Below are 24,703 nucleotides of genomic sequence, written 5' to 3'. Positions count from 1 at the left end.
GATAGAGTGTGAATTGAATTGTTCATGTCGGTATGATATAATTTACTGAAATGAAGCAAGAAGGTGGACTTTTGTATGAAAAAATTTTTGAAAATATTGCTAATCATTATAGGAATAGTTTTTTTAATTTTTGCAGCGCTGATATGTATTGGACTGTTTGTTGATTATGATGACCATATTGAAAATGGTCGTTATACTTATGTTCCGGAAGAAGAAAACAAAGGAAATGAGTATATTGAGTTTAAGTTGACAGATAATGGCAAAGACGATTCTAAACTTACATATTATAACTCTATCGAAGAAGCTATTTTGAATTCCCCCTTAAAAGCAGAACATGAAAATTTATCAGCTCCAGAAGATTTTCTTAATCATGTTGATGAAATATTGCATATATGGAATGGCAAACAGTATGATACGGTTTTCTATCGGGCAGGAAGTGATAACGATCCCGTTCAAGGTTTTGTGATTGTACGCTGCAAAAAAAAGATAGAAAATGAAAGTACACAATATGCGTTTGTAAATGCTACACCAGCTACCACTACACCAGATACCACTTATGGGGGAGACTTCAAAAAATTTATCCATTTATCTTTAACAATAAGTGATATTCAACAAGACTTAAATCCAAATTATCCGGATACCAGATTCGTTTTTGGCTATGCACATGATAAAGAAATTTACTCATTAGAAGTAGAAGGTCAAAAGCCAGATGGGATTATAGAATATGAAGAATATGGTAGAACGATGTATATGTGGTATTATAACGATTTGAAAAGCAATAAAAGAGGCGATTGTCTGAGCTACTCAGTAGATGTGCCAGAGTAATTTTTCAAATTGGCTAATCTGCCACAACTGAATATGACCGTCAAGGTCAGATGAAGAAACCGATGTATTGAGCGTAAAGCGATCATGCGTCGGTTTTTCTTTTTGCAAAATAGTCCGGTGGACTGTTTTGTAAAACCGAAGGAACTGACAGAGCTTGGGACGGGGCGAAGTCAGTTTGTTCGGGCGGGAGTACGGAGGGTGCAACCCTTTGTGCATGGGTACAGGGAATGCAATATCCCTGTGCAGGTCAAGGGCGGCAGCCTTGCCCAGTTAAGTGGCGTTTCGCCACTTAATACTGGGTATTACTTGACGCAGAAAGCCGCAAGGAATCAGCTTCGCTGCCCTTCTCCCCTGTCGGGGAAATCAAAAAGAAAAGGAGGAACTCATGTGAAATTAACAAGACACAATGGACGAGCCGGAAAGAATGGCGTTTATAACCCGAAGCACAATGACCGCAGTTTTGACATTGCCAACAGCGAACACATTGACGAAGAACGAGCCAAACAAAATCTCTATTGGGACTGTTACAATGGCTTTCGCAATTTCAAAAATCCCGAAAAGGAAAATGAGCTGTCTGCCACTTTTGAAGATGTGGAACAGCTTTTTTATCGTCAGCGGTATCATGATTTTGTAACAGGACAGAATGAAAGAAATGTGAAGAACCGACACCCTGAAAGAAATAAGGAAACTGGAGATTTACTCAAAAGCAAAAAGACCTGTCCAGAGGAAACGGTCTATCAGATTGGAACGCTTGACAATCATGTTCCGCCGGAATTGCTCATTGAGATCGTCACAGAATTTATGGAAATCGCAAATGAGCGTTTCGGCTCTCATGTCCATATCCTGAATTGGGCGCTGCACTTGGATGAAAGCACCCCTCATATTCACGAGCGTCATGTGTTCGACTGTGAAAATCAATATGGAGAGATTGCCCCACAACAGGAAAAGGCTTTGGAAGCATTGGGGTTTGAACTGCCGGAACCGGAGAAGCCAGTCGGAAGAAAAAACAACCGCAAGATGACTTTCGATTCAGCTTGCCGAGTGCTGCTGTTTGATGTGGCGAAAAAGCATGGCTTACAACTGGAAGAAGAACCGGAATATGGTGGTCGTGCATATCTGGAAAAACAGGACTATATTCTTTTCAAGCAAAAGGAGCAACTGGCAGCACAGGAGCAAAAGTTGGAAGAACTCACGATGAAGATTGAAGATGTGGAAGCTTTGGTGGACGAGGTTGCCGATATTGCCTATGACAAGGCGGTTGAGGTCGTTGCTGATACTGTAAAACTGGAAACGCACAAGGAGGATATTAAGCTGGTGGAGCAGTCTAAGGCGTGGGTTCTCTCCCCTGAGCGTAAGGCTTCAAAGAAAGAAGTTGAGTATGCAGTGAAACGATTGGATGGCGTGATTGGCAGAATCACAAATGCTATGAAATCAACTATTCAGAAAATCCAAACTACGCTGATGAAACCGGAGGTCAAAAAAGCCGGAACGGAGCAAATCAAGAAGAAAGCCAAAAGTTCCATTATAGAGCAGTTGAGCCGCAAGAAGAAGGAAATGGCAGAGCGTGAAGTCAGCCGGACAATTCCGGCGAAAAGCAAAAAACAGGATATGGAACTTTAAGGCACTTGCTATTTTCGTTTTGAAAATGACAGGTGCTTTTTTCGTTTCTGGAAAGGAGTCACATGAATGTATTTGAAGTTGTAAAAGAAAATGTTACTGCCCGACAAGCCGCAGAAGCCTATGGCTTGAAAGTGGGTCGCACTGGTATGGCGTGCTGTCCGTTTCACTCGGATAAGTCCCCCAGTATGAAGCTGGATGAACGCTATTACTGTTTTGGCTGCGGAGCAACTGGAGACGCTGTTGATCTGACAGCGAAGCTATTCGGTATCGGGCTGAGGGAAGCTGCTGTCAAACTTGCTGAAGATTTTGGTCTTAACTATGACAGCCGACAAAAGCCCAGTATTCGCCCTCGTATTCGTGAGCCGACACCGGAACAGAAGTATCAAAAAGAAGAAAATCATTGCTACAAGGTGCTGACGGATTATTTTCATCTTCTTAGAGAATGGGAAAAGAAATACGCTCCTAAACAGCCGGATGAGGAATGGAATCCCCTGTTTGCAGAAGCACTGTATAAGAAGAACTATATCGAATATCTACTTGATATTCTTCTGTATGGTTCATTGGAGGAACGAAAAGCACTTGTGGCAGAACAGAGAAAGGAGGTGTTAAAACTTGAACAGCGAATTGCAGAACTGTCAGCAGACAGAACCATGCACAGTAGAAGAAATCCGAAACAGCTTAGAGCAGAGCGAGAAAGGTAAGGTTTATAATACTGCCGCAAATTATAAGCGTGTTCTGCAATATGACCCACTTTTGAAAGGGGCTATCCGAAAAAATCTTCTGACCGAAAGAATCGACATTGTGAAGCCCCTCGGTTGGTATCGTGACAGCCCGACATTGACGGATGTGGATGTGAAATATCTGCTCCTATATTTTGAAGAAAACTATGGATTGACCGTAGAGAAGAAAATCATAGACGCAGTTGCGGTTATTGCCAATGAAAATCGTTACCACCCTGTCTGTGATTTTCTCAATGCCTTGCAATGGGACGGAACAGAGCGCATACGCTTCTGTCTGCACCGCTTTCTCGGTTCTGATACAGATGATTACACCTATGAAGCATTGAAGTTGTTTCTGCTGGGTGCTATCTCACGAGCTTTTAAGCCGGGGTGCAAATTTGAGGTTATGCTCTGTCTTGTGGGCGGTCAGGGAGCCGGAAAGTCCTCTTTCTTCCGTTTGCTTGCGGTCAATGATGACTGGTTCTCTGATGACTTGAAAAAGCTGGATGATGAAAATGTGTACCGCAAAATGCAGGGGCATTGGATTATTGAAATGTCGGAAATGATTGCAACCGCCAACGCTAAGAGCATTGAAGAAATCAAGTCCTTTCTGAGCCGCCAAAAGGAAACCTATAAGATACCCTATGAAACACATCCGGCAGACAGAAAAAGACAATGTGTGTTTGGAGGTTCTTCTAATACCCTTGACTTTCTTCCCCTTGACCGAACAGGCAACCGCCGCTTCGTTCCGGTTATGGTCTATCCTGAAAGGGCTGAGGTTCATATTTTGGCAGATGAACAGGCTTCCAGAGAGTATATCAATCAGATGTGGGCAGAAGCTATGGAGATTTACAGAAGTGGCAATTTCCGTCTGAGATTCAGTCCGGCTATGAACGCTTATCTGAAAGCCCACCAAAAGGACTTTATGCCGGAGGACACAAAGGCAGGACAGATTTTAGACTATTTGGAACGCTATTCCGGCAGCATAGTCTGCTCTAAGCAGCTTTACAAGGAAGCACTGGGGCATGATTATGACGAACCGAAACAATGGGAGCTGCGAGAGATCAACGACATTATGAATAACGCTGTCACAGGCTGGAGGGCGTTCAGCAATCCGAGGTATTTTCCAGAGCCTTACCGCCGACAAAAGGGCTGGGAGCGTATCAGGAATGACAACGAGCCTGACAACAGCATGGATGGTTTTCAAGAAATCCCGACAGAGGAAATGGAACAGTTAGGACTTCCGGAAGAATGGTTGAAGCAAAAATAAAAGCCCGTTGTCGCTTCGGTTGTCGAGCCGGTTGTCGGTCTGGTTGTCGGGCAAAAATCCCGAAAGCCTTGATATTGCGGCACTTTTCCCTCTCTGACAACCATGACAACCAATATTATAAAGAAAAAGGAAATAGTAAAAAGATAGTATCGCCCGATAAAGAAAAAAGGTTTTCTGATGTCCGTTGTCGGAACTTCGTTGTCAGACCTTTCCTTGTCGGGCTTTTTCATTCAAGGAGGAATATCGTATGACAAATATTGTGAACAGTACACTACCCACCCCAAATAACCATTCGGAGAAAAACAAACCGGATGGAGTTTTTGTGATTAAGCAAGGCAAAACAAATTATAAAGTCAAAGTGTTTTTTGACCATAGTAGCGGTTTGACTGCGGAGGACAGGTTGAAACGCATTATTCAGGCAGAAGCAGAGAGAGAATCTGCGTAAGTAATATGAAAAATATCCACGCACCCCCTTGACAAAAGCTTTCAGAGGATACTCTGCTTTCTGCTATGGAAACTGCCGGTGCGGACGAAATGCCTGATGAGGTGGAGCGCAAAGGTTTGGGAACGCCTGCGACCCGTGCCGGTATCATTGAGAAGCTGGTTCGCATCGGTTTTCTGGAGCGTAAGGGTGATAAGAAAACCAAACACCTGATTCCGACCCACAAGGGTACGGCTCTGGTAACAGTCATGCCGGAACAGATTCAGTCCCCATCCATGACGGCGGATTGGGAAGAAAAATTGTTGCTCATTGAGAAAGGCGAATATGCCAGCGAGGACTTTATGGACGAGATCAAAGATGTGATTGCCGGTCTGATTCAGAACTATGAAGTAATCCGTGATTCCGAGGTTATGATGTCGAAAGAAGCCAATTCTATCGGCAAATGCCCGCTCTGCGGCAGTGCTGTAGAGGACAAAGCCAAGGCATTTTTCTGTTCCAACAGAGCTTGCAAATTTGCCCTCTGGAAAAACAATCGCTACTTTGCGAGCATCGGCAAGAGCATGACTTCTGCCACGGCGCAGAAATTGCTTGGTTCCGGCAAGGTAAAGCTCAAGAATTGCAAGTCCGAAAGAACGGGCAACACCTTTGATGCCACCGTCTTTATGGAGGTATCAGATGATGGCAAAACGAAGTTCAGTATGGAATTTGAAAATGGAGGAAAGCGCAAATGACAAATGAGTACAACCCGGATGGTAAGGAAATCCGATTTATCGACAGCCATTATAAGGATTTGTTTCATATCCCCGATGGCAGCTGTGTGCAGATTCACTACCCGGATGAAATGGTTGTGAAGCCCTGCACCTTCATTGACGAGTATCATACGCAGATCGGATACAATGTGTTTCATATCTGCCAGTTTGCAGAAATTATGGAGCGCAACGGCGCAAGCTATATGCCGGAGCCTGAGATTATGGGCGATGAAGCCGCATGGAAGGTCGGAAAGGATAGAATCCTTGCGGTGCAGACCTGCGAAGATGGTTACGACTACACCCTGTTGGATGAAAACTACAACGAGATTGATGGCGGTCAGGTTGATAACCCTGAACTGTCCATGCTCGAAGTCCGCCGGGATATTCTGGAATCCTTCGGGCTGGAGCGCCGGGAACTGCGGGCAATGTTCTATGAGGATGTCATGGAGCAGGCTTTTGAAGTCGGCAGACAGGCGGTGGTGGTCAATGACCCTATCGCTGAGCTTGCTTTTAAGCTCGACCGTTTTGCAGAGAACTTCGACCCCTATGAATATATGGATCAGGTCGATGATGTGCAGGCGCATATCCAAGAAATCAAGGCAGATCTTGCCGCTGGTAATACGGCTCCGTATCGTGAGTTCCTGAATACAGCCATTGAAGAAGCCCGTGAGGAAACTGCGGTTGAGGTTGCCAAAGTGCTGAAAAGTCAGCTGGATAAGCTCGACTCTCCGAAGCGTGAGTCGGTCATGGAAAAACTGGCACAGGCCGCAGAAAAAGCTGCGCCTGCCAGTCCCTCTCCCAAACGCAAAGAGCCTGAACGATAAGGAGGACACGGATATGAAAAACGAAAAATGGGATGATGTTCACGGAAATACCACCCCGGATGACAGAATGGTTGCTTTTCTGGAAAGCCCCACGGATTCCTATGCGATTCTTCAGCTGCGGGAAGATGTAGACGATAATATCCCGCTCATGTTTGCAAATTACAGCTACCTTCAGAAGAAAGAAATGGAGCCTGAGATTGACCGTTACGAGGTGGTCTATCATGGCTCCATTTCTATGTCCGAGGATGTGAATCGGCAGCTGGAAGATTTGTATGTAAAGTTCAATATTGACCACCCGGATGATTTCCGTGGTCACAGTATGTCGGTCAGCGACATCGTAGCCTTAAAGGTAGTCGGTGAGGTATCCTTTCACTATGTAGATTCTGTTGGGTTTCAGAAGCTGGAAAACTTTATGAAGTCCGAAAACTACCTGAAAAACGCAGAGATGGCAATGGAAGATGATTATGGGATGATTGACGGTATCATCAATAACGGAAAAGCGTCCGGATTAGAGGAACGTCCTTCGGTGTTGGAGCAGTTAAAGGAAAAGCCCGTGCCGGATGTTTCCCATAAGCCGCCCAAGAGCCACCCGGAAAGGGAGATTGAATGATGGATTTCACACAGGATGAGCGGAACATGATGATGCTTTACAGCCCTGGCACAAGGTCAGGGCTGTGTGAAGCACTGACACTGATGAAGGAACAGCTTTCGGAGGACGAGTCAGAGCTTTTTGCTTTGGCAGACTCGGTTCTCCGTAAAGTTTCAGCCATGGACGATGCCGCCTTTGAGAAGCTGAACCTTTATCCGGATTGATAGGATTGGAGGGATACAATGAACGCAAAAGAGCGATTTTATTCCGGATTAGCAAAAGAAACGATTGGGAAAATCACCTCGAACACAGATAACTGGACTTCGTTTTTGAGAACGATGTCCCGCAACTATGAGTTCACCTATCCGGAACAGGTGATGATTTATGCTCAGCGCCCCAATGCGACCTTTTGCAAGCCCTATGAGGACTGGAACGCTGAAAATTACCGCAGATATGTAAAGCGTGGCTCTACCGGCATTGCTCTGTTTGTGATGAACAGGGATAAACCGTATCTGCGCTATGTGTTTGATGTGGCGGATACCGGCGTTCGCCGTTCTTCCCCGGAACTGAAACCGTGGGAGGTGACGCCTGAAAACCGCTCCTATGTCATGGAAGCGATGGAGCGTACCTTCGGTGTTGCCGCTGACGGGGTACTGGAAGCACAGCTTGAAGATATTGCATCCGCACTGGCGGCTGAGTATTGGGACGATTACAAAAAGCAGTTCCTCGACATCGTTGCCAACAGCTTCCTTGAGGAGTATGATGAACTCAACATCGAAGTAGCTTTCAAAAATGCGGTGGCAAACAGCGTATCCTATACGATGTATTGCCGGTTCGTGGAAAGTCCCGACAACTACTTCGAGCATGAGGATTTCCAGAAGGTGTTTGATTTTAACACCAGACAGACGGTAAATGCCCTTGGTACTGCGGTGAATGCCATCAGCACAAGGATGTTTCAGGAAATCGAAAAAGCGATTGGAGAACATGAGCAGATTAAAGCTACCGAAAGGAGTACAGATTATGAGCGAGATGACTTACAGACAGGCCGGAGATTATCAGATTCCGAACCTTCAGTTGGAGAACGAGGGAGAGAAACCTCTGGGCAAGTACGGCAGGATGCGTCGAGCATTTTTGGAACAGAACAATCCGATGCTCCTGAACGACATGATTCTGACGGAGAGCCTGTTCCCGCACCTGTGGGAGATCGAGGAAACAGCGAAAGCCAGAGTGGAGTTTCTGATGGAGCAGTACCTGAAGGACAGCCCCGCACCGGACAAGGAAACGCAGCAGATGGCGTGGGTGCAGCACATGAACAGCCTGAAAGCACAGGCGGAGGAAGTCGTGATGACGGAGCTTATCAACAGCTGAGTCTGAACCTTTTCCTCTCCGAAAATGAACAAATCAGTTTTATCGACCGAGCAGAGAGCTTTACGCCCTCTGCTTTTTCTTTTGTCCAGGAAGAAATCGACCACTTCCTTCTGCTTGGTAGCAATACCGATGAAGCCCGAAAAGTCGTAGCGCTGGAATATATGAAGCAGAAGCCGTTGGAAGAAATCGTTCAGACCTTAAAGCAGGTCTATCACGGCGGCTATGGTCTGAAAGAAGATAGCGGGAATATCTGTGCGTGGTATGCCGAGGACGGTATCCACCTTGCCAAAGGTTCCTCTGCCATTGACAGCCCCAGAGCGCAGATCGTTTCTTGGGAAACGGTTGCCGAGCGCATTGGAGAACTGCTTGAAAATGGTCGGTTCGCAACTAATGTGGAACTGGTAGAAGCATCCGGATATGAGCGTCAGAAGTTGGCAGAATCCCTGTGGCATCTTTATCACGATTTGAGTGAAGAAGCCCGTTCCAGCAACTATCTGGCAATTCTTCATCAGGAACCGTTTCGTGGTTTCCCTGACGAAACCGCAGACTTGGCTGAAAAGTTGGATGACCCTCGTTTCCACGCAACCTTGGTACAGCAGTATTCGGAATTTAGAAAAACCCTTGCGGAAAATCCCGATCTGCTTCGTTTTCACTATCACAAGCTGAATCTCATTCAGAAACAGCTGTATGAGTTGAATATGCCTTTGCGTGAGTATCAGACCGATATGATGCAGATGCCCCTTGTCCGCCAGTTCATTACGGATGATGAAGTCAATGCAGACTTGACCCGTGGAAGCGGCTTTTCCGGTGGTAAAGCCCGTATTTATAACTACTGGCAGGAGAATCATTCTGCCAAGGAAAAGATGGACTTCCTGAAGCATGAATACGGAACCGGTGGTCATTCCCATGCCTGCTCTGGTGCAACGCACAGCGGTCAGGATCACGATGCCAAGGGTGTTGCTTACACCAAGAGCGGTTGCGATAAATTGCAGATGTCCTGGGCGCAGGTGGTGCAGAGAATCGACGGTCTGATACGAAAGGGACGCTACCTCAGCCCGGAGGAAGAAGCGGAACGACAGGCTATCGAAGAAGCTAAAACTGATCCGTTGGAAGATGTTTATGACCGTTTCGCAGTGATTGATACCGAGGATGGCGAGTATGCGATCTGGGATAATCAGACCGATGACTACTATGTAGACCCGGAAGGCGTTACGGAATACTTCACGGACGAATGGCTTGCCAATGACTATTTGGAGGAAGTTCGTCAGTCCGTAGCTGCGATGGAGTCGGTTCAGCCAGAAGCGCCTGTGGCAGAGCCTGCCGAAGTTGTGGAAGCATCTGCTTCCGAGGAACCGAAATGGAATTATCAGGTCGGTGACACGGTATATCTGGACGATACAGCTTTCCGTGTGGAGCAGATCACGGACAGAGAAGTTCAGCTGCGTGACCCTACGCTTGCTTATCCCATCTTCCGTGCCGAGAATCGTGAGAATTTCGAGCGTATGCTCTCTCAGGACGAAAGAAACCATGCGGTAAGGGTTGATGCCCAAACCGAAGAAAAGCCCGTTACAGAGGATTTTCTGGGCAAAACCGAACCGAGGGACTACACCCCTGAGTATCAGCTGTTAGACCGTCTGCGTATGGACTGCGAATACTTCCTTGGTGCAGGACAGCACAGCGAAAAGCATCTGTGGGCAGGCAACCGCCATGCACAGATTGCCAAGATGCGTGAGCTGTATGAAATGATTCCCGACAAACCAGAATGGCTGACACCTGAGATGATTAACAGCTACGAGGAGCGCATGGCTCCCCGCTATCTGGTTGCCGCCTACCATCACTTTGAAAACGGCTTCGATGATAAACTGGACTACTACACTCTGGAAGAAGCGGAAAAAGCTGCCCAGGGCTATGTGGACGGAACCATGGAGGATGACGGATTCAAGTACGATGGTGCTGCCGTTTACGATCAGCAGGAGCATAAGTGCATCCGTATCTATGGGGACTACCCTGACGAAAAGGCACACGCACAGGTCAGAGCCAGTGCGGAACCCGAACAGCAGGAACCGGAACACTTCATCGATCATTTTTATGTTGCCGAGGACATTCAGAAGCGGGGTGCGCTGGACATCAAGGAATACAGTTCCTTTGATGATGCCCTGCGAGCCTACTATGCACTTCCTGACACGCAGAGAAAAGCCCTGGGTGCAATGAATACCAGAGATCTGCCGGGTAGTCTGGACTTCGTACAGTGCGTAGATGGAAAGGACACCATCATTCAGGATTATGCCCAGGTGGACGGATGGCAGAATGCCGAAGTCATGGACATTATCGCTCAGCTTGAGCAGTCCATCACCACCAGAGAAATCCCACCTGTTCCTGCGGTGAACTTCCACATCACGGATGACAACATCGGTGAAGGTGGACCGAAGCAGAAATTCGCAAGAAACATCGCAGCCATTGAAACTCTGTTCAAACTGGAAAGCGAGAACAGGAACGCCACTACCGAAGAACAGGAGATTTTGTCGAATTATGTCGGTTGGGGCGGTCTGGCAGATGCCTTTGACCCGGACAAGGGAAATTGGGCGAAGGAGTATCAGACACTGAAAAACCTGCTTTCCGAAGATGAATATGCTGCGGCAAGAGCTTCCACCCTGAACGCACATTACACCAGCCCTACGGTCATTCGCTCCATCTACGATGCGGTCGGACAGATGGGCTTTGAAACAGGAAATATTCTGGAGCCTGCTATGGGTATCGGCAACTTCTTTGGTATGCTCCCTCCTGAAATGCAGAGCAGCCGTTTGTATGGTGTGGAACTGGATTCCATCACCGGCAGAATTGCTCAGAAGCTCTATCCCAACGCAGAAATCAAAGTAGCCGGTTTTGAAACGACAGACCGCCGAGACTTTTACGATCTGGCTGTGGGTAATGTCCCTTTCGGCAACTACAAAGTGTCCGACAAGCCGTATGACAAGCTGGGATTCTCCATTCACAACTATTTCTTTGCCAAGGCTTTGGATCAGGTTCGTCCCGGTGGTGTGGTCGCTTTTGTGACAAGCCGTTACACCATGGATTCCAAGAACTCTGACGCAAGGCGATATATGGCGCAGAGGGCGGAACTGCTTGGTGCAATCCGTCTGCCAAACGATGCCTTTAAGAAAAACGCAGGCACGGAAGTCGTGTCCGACATCCTGTTCCTGCAAAAGCGTGACCATCCGATTGACATTGTACCGGAATGGGTAAACCTTGACCGCACCGAAGAAGGACACACCATGAACAGCTACTTTGTCGCTCATCCTGAAATGGTTCTGGGCGATACGGTGGAAGAAAGTACCGCCTACGGCATGGACATTACAGTGCGTCCCATTGAGGGCATGGAACTGTCCGAACTTCTGAAAGAAGCAGTTTCCCACATCCAAGGAACCTATCAGGCTGTGGAGCTTCCCGAAGCTGACAAGGGTAAGGAAATCGAAACCATTCCTGCAACCCCGGATGTAAAGAATTTCTCTTATACCGTGGTGGATGGCAATGTGTACTTCCGTGAAAACTCCCTGATGCGCCGTGTAGACCTGAATGAGAAAGCAAAAGACCGTGTGATGGGCATGGTGGAACTTCGTGGTATCGTCAACGAGCTGATCGAATATCAGCTTGAGGATTACCCGGATGAAATGATTACTCAGAAACAGGCAGAACTGAATGATGCCTACGATGCGTTTGCCGCAAAGAACGGGCTTATCAATAATCGAGCCAATGGTCAGGCATTTGCTGACGATTCCTCCTACTATCTCCTGTGTTCTCTGGAAAATGTGGATGAGGACGGCAATCTGAAAAGCAAGGCGGATATGTTCACCAAGCGAACCATCAAGCCGGAACGCAGAGTGACGAGCGTGGATACGCCGTCCGAAGCTCTGGCAATCTCTATCGGTGAGCGTGGCAAGGTGGATTTGCCGTTTATGGCACAGCTGCTTGGAACACCTGGAGAATACGATGCGATTCAGGCAGAGCTTCGAGGGGTGATCTTCAAAGACCCGATGGCTCCCGATGCTGTGGAAGTTGGATGGCAGACTGCCGATGATTACCTTTCCGGTGATGTAAGAAGCAAGCTGCGTGTCGCACAGATGGCGGCAGACAGGGATTCTTCCTTCCACATCAATGTGGAAGCCTTGCAGAAAGCACAGCCGAAGGACTTGGATGCGTCCGAGATTGATGTGCGTTTGGGTGCAACATGGATTGATGCCGATTATATTCAGCAGTTCATGGAGGAAACCTTTGAAACGCCGTATTACTTGCGCCGTTCCATTGAGGTCAAGTTCTCCGAGCTGACCGCAGAGTGGCGCATCAACGGTAAGAGTTCTCCCAACTACAACGATGTGGCGGCGTATGTCACCTACGGTACAGAGCGAGCCAACGCATATCGGATTCTGGAGGAAACGCTGAATCTGAAGGATATTCGTATCTATGATACGATTGAAGATGCAGATGGTAAGCAGAAGCGTGTCCTCAATAAAAAAGAAACTACCCTGGCACAGCAGAAACAGCAGGCAATCAAGGATGCGTTCCGAGATTGGATTTGGAGAGATCCGCACAGACGAGAAACCCTTTCCACCAAGTACAACGAACTTTTTAACTCCACCAGACCTCGTGAGTATGATGGCTCTCATATCCGTTTCGGCGGCATGAACCCGGATATTACCCTCCGTGAACACCAGAGAAATGCTATCGCTCATGTGCTATATGGTGGAAATACGCTGCTTGCACACGAAGTTGGTGCGGGCAAGACCTTCGAGATGGCTGCATCGGCTATGGAGAGTAAACGGCTTGGATTGAGCCAGAAATCCCTGTTCGTTGTGCCGAATCACTTGACCTTACAGTGGGCAAACGAGTTCCTGCACCTCTATCCGAGTGCCAAGCTCCTTGTTGCCACCAAGAAGGATTTTGAAACAGCAAACCGTAAGAAGTTCTGCGCTCGTATCGCAACGGGTGACTATGATGCAGTCATCATCGGTCACAGCCAGTTTGAAAAAATCCCGCTTTCTGCCGAACGACAGGAACGGCAGCTGCGGGAGCAGATTGATGAGATCGAGGGTGCGATTGCGGAGCTGAAATGGCAGCGTGGCGAAAACTTCACGATCAAGCAGATGGAGAAAACACGAAAATCATTGGAAGCCAGACTGGACAAGCTCCTTGCCGCTGACAAGAAAGATGATGTCATTACCTTTGAGCAGTTGGGTGTAGACCGGCTGTTTGTGGACGAAAGCCATGCGTTCAAGAATTTGTTCCTCTACACAAAAATGCGAAATGTGGCAGGTCTGTCCACCTCCGAAGCCCAGAAATCTTCGGATATGTTTATGAAGTGCCGCTATATGGATGAGCTGACCGGCGGGCGTGGTGTGATCTTTGCAACCGGTACTCCAGTAAGTAACTCGATGACCGAGCTTTATACGGTCATGCGCTATCTCCAGTACAGTACGCTCCAGCAAAAGAACCTGACCCATTTTGATTCCTGGGCATCGACCTTCGGAGAAACAACAACTGCGATTGAGCTTGCACCGGAGGGAACCGGCTATCGTGCCAGAACCCGATTTGCGAAGTTCTTCAACCTGCCTGAACTGATGAATATGTTCAAGGAGGTTGCCGACATCAAGACCTCTGACCAGTTGCATCTCCCTGTTCCCGAAGCAAAGTTTGAAACGGTTGTGGTTCAGCCCTCTGAGTACCAGAAGGATATGGTGGCTTCCCTTTCAGAGAGAGCAGCAGATGTTCATGCCGGTATTGTAGACCCGTCCGTCGATAATATGCTCAAGATTACCAGCGACGGACGAAAATTGGGACTGGATCAGCGGCTAATGAACACCCTGTTACCCGATGACCCTGACAGCAAGCTCAATGCCTGCGTGGGAAATATCCTGCGTATCTGGCAGGACGGTCAGGCTGACAAATTGACCCAGTTGGTGTTCTGCGACCTTAGCACACCGAAAAATGATGGAACCTTCAATGTCTATGATGATGTCAAAACCAAGCTGATTGCAAACGGTGTGCCTGCGGAAGAAGTTGCCTTTATCCATGATGCAGATACCGAGGCAAAGAAAAAAGACCTCTTTGCCAAGGTTCGTACCGGGCAGGTGCGAGTGCTTCTTGGCAGTACGCAAAAGATGGGTGCAGGAACCAACGTCCAGGACAAATTGGTGGCAGTTCACCACTTGGATGTGGGTTGGCGTCCGTCTGATATGACCCAGAGAAACGGTCGTATCATCCGTCAGGGCAACCGGAACAAAGAGGTTCAGGTGTATCAGTATGTGACCGAGGGAACCTTCGATGCCTACCTGTATCAGACCTTGGAAAACAAGCAGAAGTTTATTTCTCAGATTATGACCTCCAAATCACCGGTTCGCTCCTGTGACGATGTGGATGAGCAGGCGCTGTCCTATGCGGAGATCAAGGCGCTGTGTGCCGGCAATCCGCTTATCAAGGAAAAGATGGACTTGGACATTGATGTGGCAAGGCTGAAGGTGCTGAAAGCTGACCACCAGAGCCAGCAGTACCGTATGGAAGATAAGCTTCTGAAATACTTCCCGGCTGAGATTGAAAAGCAGACAGGCTATATTCATGGCTTTGAAGCTGATATTAAAACCGTGGAAGCACACCCGCAGATTGCCGATGGCTTTTGCGGCATGGAAATCATGGGCAAAGCCTACACCGAAAAGGCAGATGCCGGTGAAATCCTCCTTGCGGCTTGTAAGGACACGAAAAGTGCCGATCCGGTTCCTCTTGGCAGTTACCGTGGCTTTCAGATGGAGCTTTCGTTTGACAGTTTCCGGAACGAGTTCGATGTGACCCTGAAGGGCGCTGTGAGCCACAGAGTAGCCCTTGGAACGGACGCACGAGGAAATATCACCCGACTGGACAATGCCCTTGCAGGCATCCTTGAGCGCTTAGAACGAGCCAATGAGCAGTTGAATAATCTCTACAATCAGCAGGAAGCAGCCAAGGCGGAGGTTGGAAAACCGTTCCCGCAGGAAGCAGAGCTGACAGCCAAAAGTCAGCGACTGGCAGAACTGGATGCAGCCCTGAATATGGAGGACTCTGTGGAAAATCGTGACGAAAGAAGCGAGTCAGAGCGTCCTTCTGTGTTGGCTGATCTGAAATCCAAAGCGGAGCATATCCCGCCTGCAAAATACTCTGAAACCCGTGAGGAGGTGTTGTAATGGCAAAGCGAGATCAGGATGTTCATTTCCTTGCATCCAAGGAGGAGGTCGAGCGAATCCATGAGAAGATGGACGAGCTTGGCATCCGCAGCATGGGAGCCTATCTGCGGAAAATGGCTCTGGATGGTTACTGTATCAGACTGGATTTGCAGGATGTGAAAGCCCTGGTTTCGCTCCTGCGAATCTGCTCCAACAACCTGAACCAGTACGCAAAGCGAGCGAACGAAACAGGCAGCATCTATCGTGCTGACATTGAGGATTTGCAAAAACGGCTGGAGGAGATCTGGACGGACATGAGAGAAGTTCTTGTTCGCCTGTCCTCAATCCAGTAATCCGACAACTTGTTGGGAAGTCGCAGTTTCGGCTGCGGCTTTTACATAAGGGTTGACATCATTGCGTTATGGCAGATACCCTTGTACAATATAATTAAAAGAAAGGGGTTGAGCCTATGAAGCTGGTATTGAAGATATTGGCACTGCCGGTGCTGTTCGTTGTAAAAGTGATTTGCATTCTTGGAAATCTGCTTACAAATGTTGTGTCCTATGTAATTGGTTTATTGCTCTTGGTCATTGGCGGATCTGCGATTTACTGCATTGTAAAGGCTTTGTGGCAGTCCCTGCTTATTCTTGTGGTTCTTGGAATTGCGACAATAGCAGCGGTGTTCTTGCTCGTCTGGGCTGTTATGAAAGTCGAGAATATTGGAGAAAGTCTGGGAGCATTTATCAGGTCATAAGATAATATCAGAGAAAAGTCACCGACCGGTGGCTTTTTCTTTTTGGGAAGGAAGTGATGGGAATGGCAGCGACAAGATTGATTGCACTCCATGTGAATAAGGGAAAGACGGTCGCTCAATGTTTGGCAGACAGAACCGACTACTCACAAAATGCCGCAAAAACCAATGATGGCGAATTTATCAGTTCCTATGAGTGTGATCCAAAGACAGCAGATGAGGAATTTCTGCTTTCCAAACGGCAGTATCAGCATATTACCGGCAGACAGCAGAAGAACAATATCATCGCATACCAGATACGCCAGTCCTTTAAGCCGGGAGAAATCACCCCGGAAGAAGCGAACCAAGTCGGCTATGAAACAGCGATGCGATGGACAAAGGGAAAACACGCTTTCATCGTTGCGACCCACATCGACAAATCCCACATTCACAATCATATCATTTATAATTCGACCTCGCTGGATGCCACACGGAAATTCAAAAACTTCTTTCTTTCCGGTCTGGCGGTGCAAAGACTCAGTGATATGGTTTGCCTGGAACACGGGCTGTCCATTATTACACCGAAGCCGTATCGGGAGCGCCAGAAAAGAACTGTTTATCCCAAGAAGCGTACCCAGCGTGACGAATTATGTGATGCGATTGATGCGGTGCTGAAGCAGAAACCAAAGAGCTTTGATGGCTTTGTTCAGGCTCTGGCTGACATGGGATTTGAGTTCAAGGATGGAAAGCAGCCTGCGTTCAAGGGCGAGAATCAGAAGCGTTTCATTCGGCTGCGTTCCCTGGGCGAAGGATATAGCAAAGAGGAAATTCAAGCGGTTATCTCCGGCAAGAACCTGCACAAATCAAAAGGCGGCTCTGCCAAGGCTCCTGCCCCGAAGCAGTTCCAGATGCTGATTGATATTCAGGCAAAGATGGCCGAGGGCAAGACGGTCGGTTATGAAAAGTGGGCGAAGAAGTTCAACCGAAAAGAAGCTGCCCGAACGGTAATCCTACTGAAAGAAAAAGGCTTGGGCAACTACGACGATCTGACTGCTCATATTGAAAATCTGTCTGCCCGGTTCGATGCGCTTTCTGATTCTATCAAGGTCGCAGAGAAACGTATGGTTGAGGTTCAGGCGTTGCAGCAGCACATCAAAAATTATCGCAACACAAGGCAAATTTATATCGAGTACCGCAAGTCTGGATATAGCAAAAAATTCTTTGAAGAACACCGTCAGGAAATCACAATTCATAAAGCGGCGAAGCAAGCCTTTGATGAATTGCAGATTACAAAGCTCCCGTCCATGCAATCATTGTATGAGGAGTTTCATCAGCTGGCAGTCCAGAAAAAGCAGGACTACGCTGAGTACCGTCAGATCAGAAAAGAGAAAGAAGAACTGCTGATTGCCAAACGGACGGTTGAAACGATTTTGAATATCGACAGGCAGAAAGAGCAGGAAAAAGAGAAAGAGAAAGAGGAAAAGAAGAACTTCCGTTAAAGCAAAAAGCCACGGTCTGCACTCCCCAAAGGGTGCGGATCGTGGCTGCTTTTTTGCTTTTCGATTTCGGTGCTTTCAACCATGGGCAAATTTTTATTCTACTGTTCTTTGAGAAACGATTGAAAATCGTGTAGCCATCATCGGCAGATGATGTTCAAAGGGGATTGGGGATGCTTCCCCAACAAGCAAATTTGCGAAGATTGCACCGAAGGGAAAATCGAGAAAATGAGTGAACCTGTACAGGTTTACACTGCTTGCCAATTTGTGAGATTATGAATTTAGTATCGAGAATAGGGTACACCTAAATTTTGCAATGCTGCAACCCTATCATCGTTGCATGGATGAGTTGAGTATATTGCACTGAGAAAACCATCATGCGGAACATCTGAGATATGTTGGTCTAATACCGTCGCTAATTCAAGACCAAAACCAATTTTATAAGCAAATTCATCAGCCAGATACTCATTTTGTCTCATAGACCACATCAGAAAAAGCATACAGAACTTTACCCATAACCAAGAAAGTGCTGTTGATATTCCTGCGAAAACTGCGGTAATTATACCCATTACACCACTACGAGAGCATATTGCGAACAGCCCCATGATTGCAGAAAAAATCCAGTAGGATATTTTGATTAACAGGAGGCACCCGGATATAAATATATTGCCCCCGCCAATCAATAATTGGATAACAGTATGTCCGTATGAGAGATGTCCGATCTCATGGGCGAGAATTCCAAGTATCATATCATCGGAGAGTAAAAGCAATCCGTCAGTTATGCATAGTGTTTGCCTACCTAGAGCAAATGCATTTGGAGCAGGATCATGGATAATCTTCACTTTCACTTTTTTAGGACAGTATGATGTGTTCTCTTTTGCTTTATCTAAAACATATTGAACCAGCGGGACAACTCGAAGTTTTATATCTACTCTTTTTATATCGCTTGCTCCTGCGAAGGCAGCCAGGCACATTTCGCCTAATGGGGATAAGCTGATAGCTACTGTGAAAAAGTAAATACAAATCAGTTCAACAATGCTTCCTGACGAACCGAACACAGCAACAATCAGCAGAATATTAAGAGTAAAGAACAGAAGAGTTCCTAAGTTTGAGAAGCGAACAATTCTGCCTACACGATGCCAAATATCCATAATGCACCCCCCTTTTATCGTGTTGTTGGTTTGAGCTTGCATTGTTTAATTACTCAAATGTAAAGAAATCTTTGTTTCGCTCTTTGAACAGAGCAAAGACAGTCTCTAACACAAATTCGTTTTCAACACCAACATATTCTTCTGTTTCATCGTCAATTTCTTTCAGCTGCAAAATAACAACTTGCCCATCCGAATCTCCAATAGGAAGCAGGACAACATATTCGTTCTGGCGATACGGTATTAAGTCAAGAAATTCAAATTCAACTTCGTTCCCATTCTCATCATTCAAAGTTATAATGTTGTCTTCATCCATGTCGTCGTTCCTTTTCTTAATATAAATAATTATCGTTGATAATGATGCCTAATAGTTCAAAGAGATTATCCTTTTTGGAAAGAATGCATTTTTTCATGGCTTGTTTAATTTGTTCCGTTGAAATGCTATCAGGCAACATTTCCCTTGGGACACCATGACCGAATTGCCGAAAATACTGTTCTTCGATTTCATAATACTCATTATCAATTTTCGGTTCAGGTGTATTAAGGAAGCTATTCATAAAATCTGCAACGCTCTTGTTTTTGTCCATTGTATGCACCTACCTTTCTCTGCTCAAGACCCTAACATGATTATCTGGTCTAATAGAATCAATCATTGAAGAAAAAATACCAAACGCTGTAGGAAAGAAATTTGCTAATAGCTCTAATTTGCCTTGGTCTCCCATAGACGCTTCAAAAAAGTGGGCAAAGGCTTCTGCTTGTAGATTGCCCGGTCTCGTCCAATAGTTCCTTGAGTGACCATAATTTCCGTGCAATTGACCATTTGTTGTCGCATCAATTAAGTCCGAGAAGGAGTGAGCTGAATCCTGCCTAATACGGGTCAGAAAAGCAGTTTGCTTTTCCACTGGAAGATTGTTATATAAGCTCAGGATTCTTTGTCCGTCCTCAACCAGTGCCTCAGCAAATTCTGGAGTATTGGATAGATTGCTCCGATAGTTGCACGAAGCATGGTCGATCATGTGAGCAAGCTCGTGGAAATAAGTTGTTCCTGCACCTCTTGGATTTGTCATATCAGAAGCTGCATTGTAGTAGACTCCTCGTGAATGCCCTATATAATTTCCCGGTGAGTAATGTGCTGTCTGATCCGGTGGATATTCAGAATCTTGTATCATCAGTTTACCAGCGAAATGGTCAAACACTTCTCTGACATTCTGCTCTGCATTTTCATGGCGTTGTGATATAACAGCGATATATCCGTCTGGTGTGCTACCTTGGGTTAGCACGCCAAGGCAATACTGATAAGACGAATTACCAACATTAGGTGTTTGCAGACCCTGGAGGAAAGAATTTCGTGCAGAAGGAGTGTCCAAATTAACATTATCATATTCTTGTACACTTTTGGCAAGTGAAGCAACGTATTTTTCGGCCTGAAGCATAATCTGTAAAATATCATTCAGGGCTTTGTTGCAATCTTTTACGATAGTTCCCAGCTCATCGTACTTCTTGTCATTCCATCCAATTCCCAATTGCTGATATTTCATCTTCACAGAACTTCTTGTAGTTTCGATAGAAGAAATGGAGGTCCGCATATTTTTCAGTATTGTCAGTAATTGAGTTGCATCAGCATTTACGTTGCTCAAACACTCACCTCCTCATTTGTTAATCATTTCGAGTGTAGCTACCTGTTACTAAAACCGGGATATATGTATCAAGCGATTGAGCTGCAAGTGTTCGATGTCGCCCATCACTCTGAAATACATAATAAGAACCTACCTGCGCAACCTGGACAGGATTATTGTAATAGCTACGAATGGTATCATCTAACACTGGGTTTTGTGAAAGCTCATCCAAAGACATTCCTGACTCAGTATTTTGACGAACATCTTGGATGTGCGAAGCTCGCCTTAGAATGTTTTCTCTCGACCATCCCTCTCGACCATTCCGTGTCCAAAATCCTTCCGGGTTCCCAAGTTCTCGGTCACTGAGATAAACTCCTTCAATATCCCTTGCTCTAACGTATACGAGTTCTGGATTTTCATTTCGAGAAAAGGTATAGTTCCCGTTCTCCCAATAATCTCGATATTCTTCATAGTGATTTCCACGGGAAAAATATCGTTCAGCTGATAGTCTGTCTTGAACAAATGCAAGATTAGAACCAAAGGTATTTGACTCAAAGGTGGTTGTATCTGCACTTGATGGTGTAACAGCAAAACTACTGGTCTGAGGTGTGCTTGCAGATATTCCATTTGTAGATCCTAGTTGAACACTTTCGTATTCACTAAGGCTCTTGGCGAGTAAAGCCACATATTTTTCTGCTTGAAGCATAATTACCAATATGTCATTGAGAGCCTTGTTGCAGTCTCTTACAACCACGCCCAACTCGTTGTATTTTTTATCTTGCCATCCAGCACCTAACTGTTCATATTTCATCTTTACAGATTTTTTGGTAGTTTCGATGGAGGAAATGGAATCCTGCATTTTTTTCAGCATTGCGAATAGCTGAACGGAGTCAGCATTTACCATACTCATTTCATCACCTCCTGGCAGCGGATTTTGTGAAGTGCAAAGCGGCGATGTGTCAGGAAAGTCTGACACATCACTGCTTCGGCAAGATTTAATTTAGAGAGGAAAGAAATTGTTCCAACTCAGCAGCGGTCGGTGCAATGTACGGTTTCATCTGGTAAGTATCCTTAACACCGTCTGTGAAGTATACGCTCCTTTCTTTTTTCGTTTTGTTGGTTCATTTTCGCCAGTGTGTTCGTGTCGTTTGCTGTGACGAGAACGCAACATAGACACAAAGAAAACACAAGGGCGAGCTTGCTCGTTTATATACCCTTGTGTTTTCGACTGGATATGTTAAGGTAACAAACAGTAAATGACACGTTACAGACTGCAAAATGTACCAACTGAAAAAAGAAAGAATACCGTTGTGTGCTTTATTTCTCGATCAGCTTTTCAAACATGAGGAAAGGTTTTTATAAAAAAAGAGTAGTTACCGTTTTTTGGTAACTACTCTTTTCCTTTTTTAAGGTTTAAAGTCCTGGAAGTTTAGGTGTTTTGGGTATTGGTGGTGTAGGTAGCTGCAAGCTTTCCAATTTTTGTTGAATTGCTTTAAATTCAGGGGTTTCTTGGTGTTGATTTTGAACCATTTTTTGCTCTATTCTCTCCAAAGTCGGTTGAATTTCTTTCCCTGATACTTTACGATTTAATTCTCTTTCTAAGGTCTCTTTCGGACTAATGGAAGGCGTTTCTAAACTTGAATAGAAGTTTCACTCCTTCTCTATTATAAAGCCTTATATCGCTAAATAAGCCCGTTTTATGAAGGGTTTCTAAGCTGAAATGAACGGGTTTACACCCGGCCTTGACCTCCGCCCGTTGTCCCGCTGAATGGGTGGACAAGGCGGCCAATCCCTCAAAGTGCTTGGACGCTCTCTTTCTGATTTTGGAGCGTTTCTTTTCTAAAAATTGAAATGGGCGGGAAGCCATTTTAGGGCTTTCCCGCCTTGATTACTTTTTAGCAAAGACGGGCGTGACTGTCAACGGCGGCGCATGAAATGCGCCGTTCATCTTGACCGTTGACTGGCTCGGCTGGCTTTGCTATCTTCCTGACAAATGGGAATGTCTAAGATAGTAAAGACGTCCCACATGCAACTCTTTCTTTTATTGCGGAAACCGTATCTTTAATTGTGAATGTAGTTGTGTCTATGACATTTGATTCATATATCCCCAAACCGGAAAATTGCTCCCACATTGTTTCCACTAATTCAATATTTGTTTTTCTATCTAATTTTGAGCGTTCCACAGCTCGCTTCATAGTTTCTTTTTTACTCGCTCTTAATACAATATAGTGTACCTCGTAATCTTCTTGGGCAAGAGCTTTCCATGGCTCCAAAAACCATGGCCCGACAATCCCATCTACAATTACATCATATCCGCCACGAGCATATCGCTTTGCAGCTTCTAAAAAGGCTTCAATGACAACCAGATTTTGCTTGTTGGATTCTGGCAAATGTGGTGGTATTGCGCCTTTGCTTAAGTAATGAAAAAAGTCATCGGTGTGCATATGCACTGATTTATCCATATCTGATTCCTTTGCGACAATTGACGCAGTTGTTGTTTTTCCTGTCCCCGGTGAGCCTGTAATCACAATAATTCTTCCTTGATTCATCTGTATTTTCCCTCACAATTTGAATTTATCACTTTGTTCCTGCCTGCTCAATCATCTTCTTCGCAAACTGGTTTTCCCTGACCCTGATTGCCCACCAAGTAAAAAAGCGGTTGGCGATTCAACCGCTTTTTTACTTGAACCAATTCTTCTAAATTATCATTTAAGCGATTCTCAAACTGTTTGTCAGTAAAATTGACTATATTTGCCATATTAAGCCACTTTCTCTTTATTCAAAACTTGTTTTGAGTAACGATTCATTGACCGCCAATACTCATGAACGGCTTGTAATTCTTCTAAAGAATAATCAAAAAGATTTACACGTTTTGCAAGCTTTAATTGGTTTAATAAATTGACTTCCAATAATTGAGAGTCATTTTTATTTAATTCATGGTTCAAAACATAGTTTAATTATTTCCTCCCGTTAAATAATAGATAACTATTAAAAATAGACAATACTTGCTCATAAGTAACGGTACTTAAATTGTTTACTTTGGCGTGTTTCATTGCTTGATGAAACTGATTTTTAGTAAACAGTTGACGATATTCTCGATTGACCCATTTTGAAACAAAGTACGTATATAGCTTCCAATATTTATCTGGAACATCTGTGGTATGGCGGGTAAGTTTTATTAAGACACTGTTTACTTTTGGTTTAGGATGAAAGCATTCCGCTGGCAGCTTAAGCAATTGCTGAATCGAGACTTGAGTGTGCAAGAGCAACCCTAGTGTTCGGTGAATATCCAAGGTACGCTTGTAGAATCCTTCTTCAACAATCAGATAGATGTCAGACGCATGGCTTTCAAAAACCACTTTTTTAATAATTTGTGTGCTTAAATGGTAAGGAATACTCCCAACAATTTTATACCTCTGTTTGTTAGGGAATTGAAACTGTAGAATATCTTGGTGAATTAAAGTGACACGAGTATTCAGTTTTAATTTTTCTGACGATAAGTTGAATAGATGACTGTCTAATTCAATAGACGTTACCTGTTTACTTATTTTAGCCAGTTTCGTCGTTAAATGCCCTTTACCTGTTCCAATTTCGTAAACGGTATCGGTTTCTTTTAAATTCAATTGTTTTATTATTTGGTTGAGTACTTTTTCACTCGTTAAAAAGTTTTGAGAATATTTTATATTTTTGTTCATGTAATATCCCTTTTTATTTGCTGTGAATATTCGCTAATTTTTCTTCCTCAATAAAAACTCTACCAGCTAACCAACATTCGTCTAATTCATTTGGGAATAATTCAAGCTGGCGAATCATATAATGTGTACTTGGAATGTAATCAAAATAAAACAATAGTGCTAGATATAAACTCCATGGAATTGGGTGTGTCCGATTTTCGTAGGCACTATAAGTTTGTCGTGAAATACCAACAGCCGAAGCAATTTCTTCTTGTGATGCACCAACTTTTCCTCTGAGTGCGGGTAACTCAATCGCCAATTGAGTGGCCAAGTTCTCTTTCTCATCTTTACTAAAATTCCAAAACTGCTTATAAGCATCTCGCCCTACAAATTGAATCAATAAATCTCCTCCTGGGTATACTCTTTCGTAGAGTACATTACTCCACGAA

The 24,703-nt window shown here is 45.3% G+C and carries 22 protein-coding genes and 4 pseudogenes; 14 read left to right on the top strand and 12 right to left on the bottom strand.

Going from position 1 to position 24,703, the window contains the following annotated elements:
• Window positions 1-75: 75 nt before the first annotated feature.
• The 9 genes and pseudogenes from DWZ45_RS12500 to DWZ45_RS12455 all read left to right on the top strand — a co-directional run bounded on the left by DWZ45_RS12500 (window position 76) and on the right by DWZ45_RS12455 (window position 7,262).
• A complete protein-coding gene (locus DWZ45_RS12500; protein WP_019161659.1) occupies window positions 76-825 on the top strand; it encodes a hypothetical protein in 750 nt (249 codons plus the stop codon).
• An 84-nt stretch (window positions 826-909) separates the two neighbouring features.
• Complete coding sequence (locus DWZ45_RS12495; protein ID WP_178105369.1) at window positions 910-2,445, top strand: serine/arginine repetitive matrix protein 2; 1,536 nt, start codon at window positions 910-912, stop codon at window positions 2,443-2,445.
• Between the two features lie 62 nt (window positions 2,446-2,507).
• Window positions 2,508-3,146 (top strand): CHC2 zinc finger domain-containing protein, encoded by a 639-nt coding sequence (locus DWZ45_RS12490; RefSeq protein WP_008371567.1) that lies wholly within the window; start codon window positions 2,508-2,510, stop codon window positions 3,144-3,146.
• Complete coding sequence (locus DWZ45_RS12485) at window positions 3,058-4,434, top strand: virulence-associated E family protein (protein ID WP_044930255.1); 1,377 nt, start codon at window positions 3,058-3,060, stop codon at window positions 4,432-4,434. The genes DWZ45_RS12490 and DWZ45_RS12485 overlap by 89 nt, the downstream gene beginning before the upstream one ends.
• A 247-nt stretch (window positions 4,435-4,681) precedes the next feature.
• On the top strand, window positions 4,682-4,879 hold the full coding sequence (locus DWZ45_RS12475) for a hypothetical protein (protein ID WP_005335835.1): 198 nt from the start codon (window positions 4,682-4,684) through the stop codon (window positions 4,877-4,879).
• Between the two features lie 47 nt (window positions 4,880-4,926).
• A pseudogene (locus tag DWZ45_RS12470) lies at window positions 4,927-5,607 on the top strand (DNA topoisomerase); the annotation flags it as partial.
• Window positions 5,604-6,449 carry an LPD16 domain-containing protein gene (locus DWZ45_RS12465; RefSeq protein WP_002304387.1) on the top strand — a complete coding sequence of 282 codons (846 nt, stop codon included), beginning with the start codon at window positions 5,604-5,606 and terminating at the stop codon, window positions 6,447-6,449. The pseudogene DWZ45_RS12470 and the gene DWZ45_RS12465, both read left to right, overlap by 4 nt.
• A gap of 13 nt (window positions 6,450-6,462) precedes the next feature.
• Entirely contained in the window at window positions 6,463-7,059 is a 597-nt protein-coding gene (locus DWZ45_RS12460) for a YodL domain-containing protein (RefSeq protein WP_002304389.1), read from the top strand.
• Window positions 7,056-7,262: a transposon-transfer assisting family protein gene (locus DWZ45_RS12455; RefSeq protein WP_002578948.1), complete on the top strand. Its 207-nt coding sequence runs from the start codon at window positions 7,056-7,058 to the stop codon at window positions 7,260-7,262. Before DWZ45_RS12460 ends, DWZ45_RS12455 begins: the two co-directional genes overlap by 4 nt.
• A 48-nt stretch (window positions 7,263-7,310) precedes the next feature.
• On the opposite strand, the gene DWZ45_RS14725 is transcribed toward DWZ45_RS12455, so the two are convergent.
• On the bottom strand, window positions 7,311-7,904 hold the full coding sequence (locus DWZ45_RS14725; protein WP_021386789.1) for a hypothetical protein: 594 nt from the start codon (window positions 7,902-7,904) through the stop codon (window positions 7,311-7,313).
• A gap of 163 nt (window positions 7,905-8,067) precedes the next feature.
• On the opposite strand from DWZ45_RS14725, the gene DWZ45_RS14720 reads away from it, so the two are divergent.
• From DWZ45_RS14720 to DWZ45_RS12435, 5 genes are all read left to right on the top strand, one after another.
• Window positions 8,068-8,406 (top strand): TnpV protein, encoded by a 339-nt coding sequence (locus DWZ45_RS14720; RefSeq protein ID WP_118199520.1) that lies wholly within the window; start codon window positions 8,068-8,070, stop codon window positions 8,404-8,406.
• Window positions 8,407-8,567: 161 nt separating this feature from the next.
• Window positions 8,568-15,611, top strand: a complete 7,044-nt coding sequence (locus DWZ45_RS12450) for an LPD11 domain-containing protein (RefSeq protein ID WP_227612560.1) — start codon at window positions 8,568-8,570, stop codon at window positions 15,609-15,611.
• Window positions 15,611-15,943, top strand: a complete 333-nt coding sequence (gene mobC, locus DWZ45_RS12445) for a plasmid mobilization relaxosome protein MobC (RefSeq protein ID WP_002578947.1) — start codon at window positions 15,611-15,613, stop codon at window positions 15,941-15,943. Before DWZ45_RS12450 ends, mobC begins: the two co-directional genes overlap by 1 nt.
• Window positions 15,944-16,059: 116 nt before the next feature.
• Window positions 16,060-16,344 (top strand): hypothetical protein, encoded by a 285-nt coding sequence (locus DWZ45_RS12440; RefSeq protein ID WP_002578946.1) that lies wholly within the window; start codon window positions 16,060-16,062, stop codon window positions 16,342-16,344.
• A gap of 62 nt (window positions 16,345-16,406) precedes the next feature.
• Entirely contained in the window at window positions 16,407-17,819 is a 1,413-nt protein-coding gene (locus DWZ45_RS12435; RefSeq protein ID WP_002578945.1) for a relaxase/mobilization nuclease domain-containing protein, read from the top strand.
• Between the two features lie 278 nt (window positions 17,820-18,097).
• On the opposite strand, the gene DWZ45_RS12430 is transcribed toward DWZ45_RS12435, so the two are convergent.
• The 11 genes and pseudogenes from DWZ45_RS12430 to DWZ45_RS12370 form a co-directional block, all read right to left on the bottom strand.
• Window positions 18,098-18,967, bottom strand: coding sequence for a zinc metalloprotease HtpX (locus DWZ45_RS12430; protein WP_002588966.1), 870 nt, complete (start codon window positions 18,965-18,967; stop codon window positions 18,098-18,100).
• Between the two features lie 49 nt (window positions 18,968-19,016).
• The gene (locus DWZ45_RS12425; protein ID WP_002304397.1) at window positions 19,017-19,280 is read right to left on the bottom strand and encodes a DUF1292 domain-containing protein; all 264 of its coding nucleotides are present in this window, start codon (window positions 19,278-19,280) and stop codon (window positions 19,017-19,019) included.
• Between the two features lie 16 nt (window positions 19,281-19,296).
• Window positions 19,297-19,551 carry a hypothetical protein gene (locus DWZ45_RS12420; RefSeq protein ID WP_002588965.1) on the bottom strand — a complete coding sequence of 85 codons (255 nt, stop codon included), beginning with the start codon at window positions 19,549-19,551 and terminating at the stop codon, window positions 19,297-19,299.
• A gap of 9 nt (window positions 19,552-19,560) precedes the next feature.
• Window positions 19,561-20,601, bottom strand: coding sequence for a hypothetical protein (locus DWZ45_RS12415; protein ID WP_002304399.1), 1,041 nt, complete (start codon window positions 20,599-20,601; stop codon window positions 19,561-19,563).
• 19 nt (window positions 20,602-20,620) lie between these two features.
• On the bottom strand, window positions 20,621-21,490 hold the full coding sequence (locus DWZ45_RS12410) for a hypothetical protein (RefSeq protein WP_002578944.1): 870 nt from the start codon (window positions 21,488-21,490) through the stop codon (window positions 20,621-20,623).
• A gap of 503 nt (window positions 21,491-21,993) precedes the next feature.
• Window positions 21,994-22,297 (bottom strand): annotated as a pseudogene (locus tag DWZ45_RS14840) (toxin zeta); the annotation flags it as partial.
• Window positions 22,298-22,583: 286 nt separating this feature from the next.
• Complete coding sequence (locus tag DWZ45_RS12390; protein ID WP_002304402.1) at window positions 22,584-23,129, bottom strand: AAA family ATPase; 546 nt, start codon at window positions 23,127-23,129, stop codon at window positions 22,584-22,586.
• Window positions 23,130-23,189: 60 nt separating this feature from the next.
• Window positions 23,190-23,338, bottom strand: a pseudogene (locus DWZ45_RS12385) (zeta toxin family protein); the annotation flags it as partial.
• Between the two features lies 1 nt (window position 23,339).
• Window positions 23,340-23,537, bottom strand: a pseudogene (locus DWZ45_RS12380) (antitoxin); the annotation flags it as partial.
• Window positions 23,538-24,275: a 23S rRNA (adenine(2058)-N(6))-methyltransferase Erm(B) gene (erm(B), locus tag DWZ45_RS12375; RefSeq protein WP_002292226.1), complete on the bottom strand. Its 738-nt coding sequence runs from the start codon at window positions 24,273-24,275 to the stop codon at window positions 23,538-23,540. It lies immediately after the preceding pseudogene.
• A 13-nt stretch (window positions 24,276-24,288) separates the two neighbouring features.
• On the bottom strand, window positions 24,289-24,703 hold a 415-nt coding region (locus DWZ45_RS12370), incomplete at its 5' end, for a helix-turn-helix transcriptional regulator (RefSeq protein ID WP_147353113.1).

The organism is Clostridium sp. AF32-7AC, assembly GCF_003477925.1.
GTDB classification, from domain to species: Bacteria; Bacillota; Clostridia; order Lachnospirales; family Lachnospiraceae; genus Otoolea; species Otoolea fessa.
This window is presented reverse-complemented; position numbering and strand designations above follow the sequence as displayed.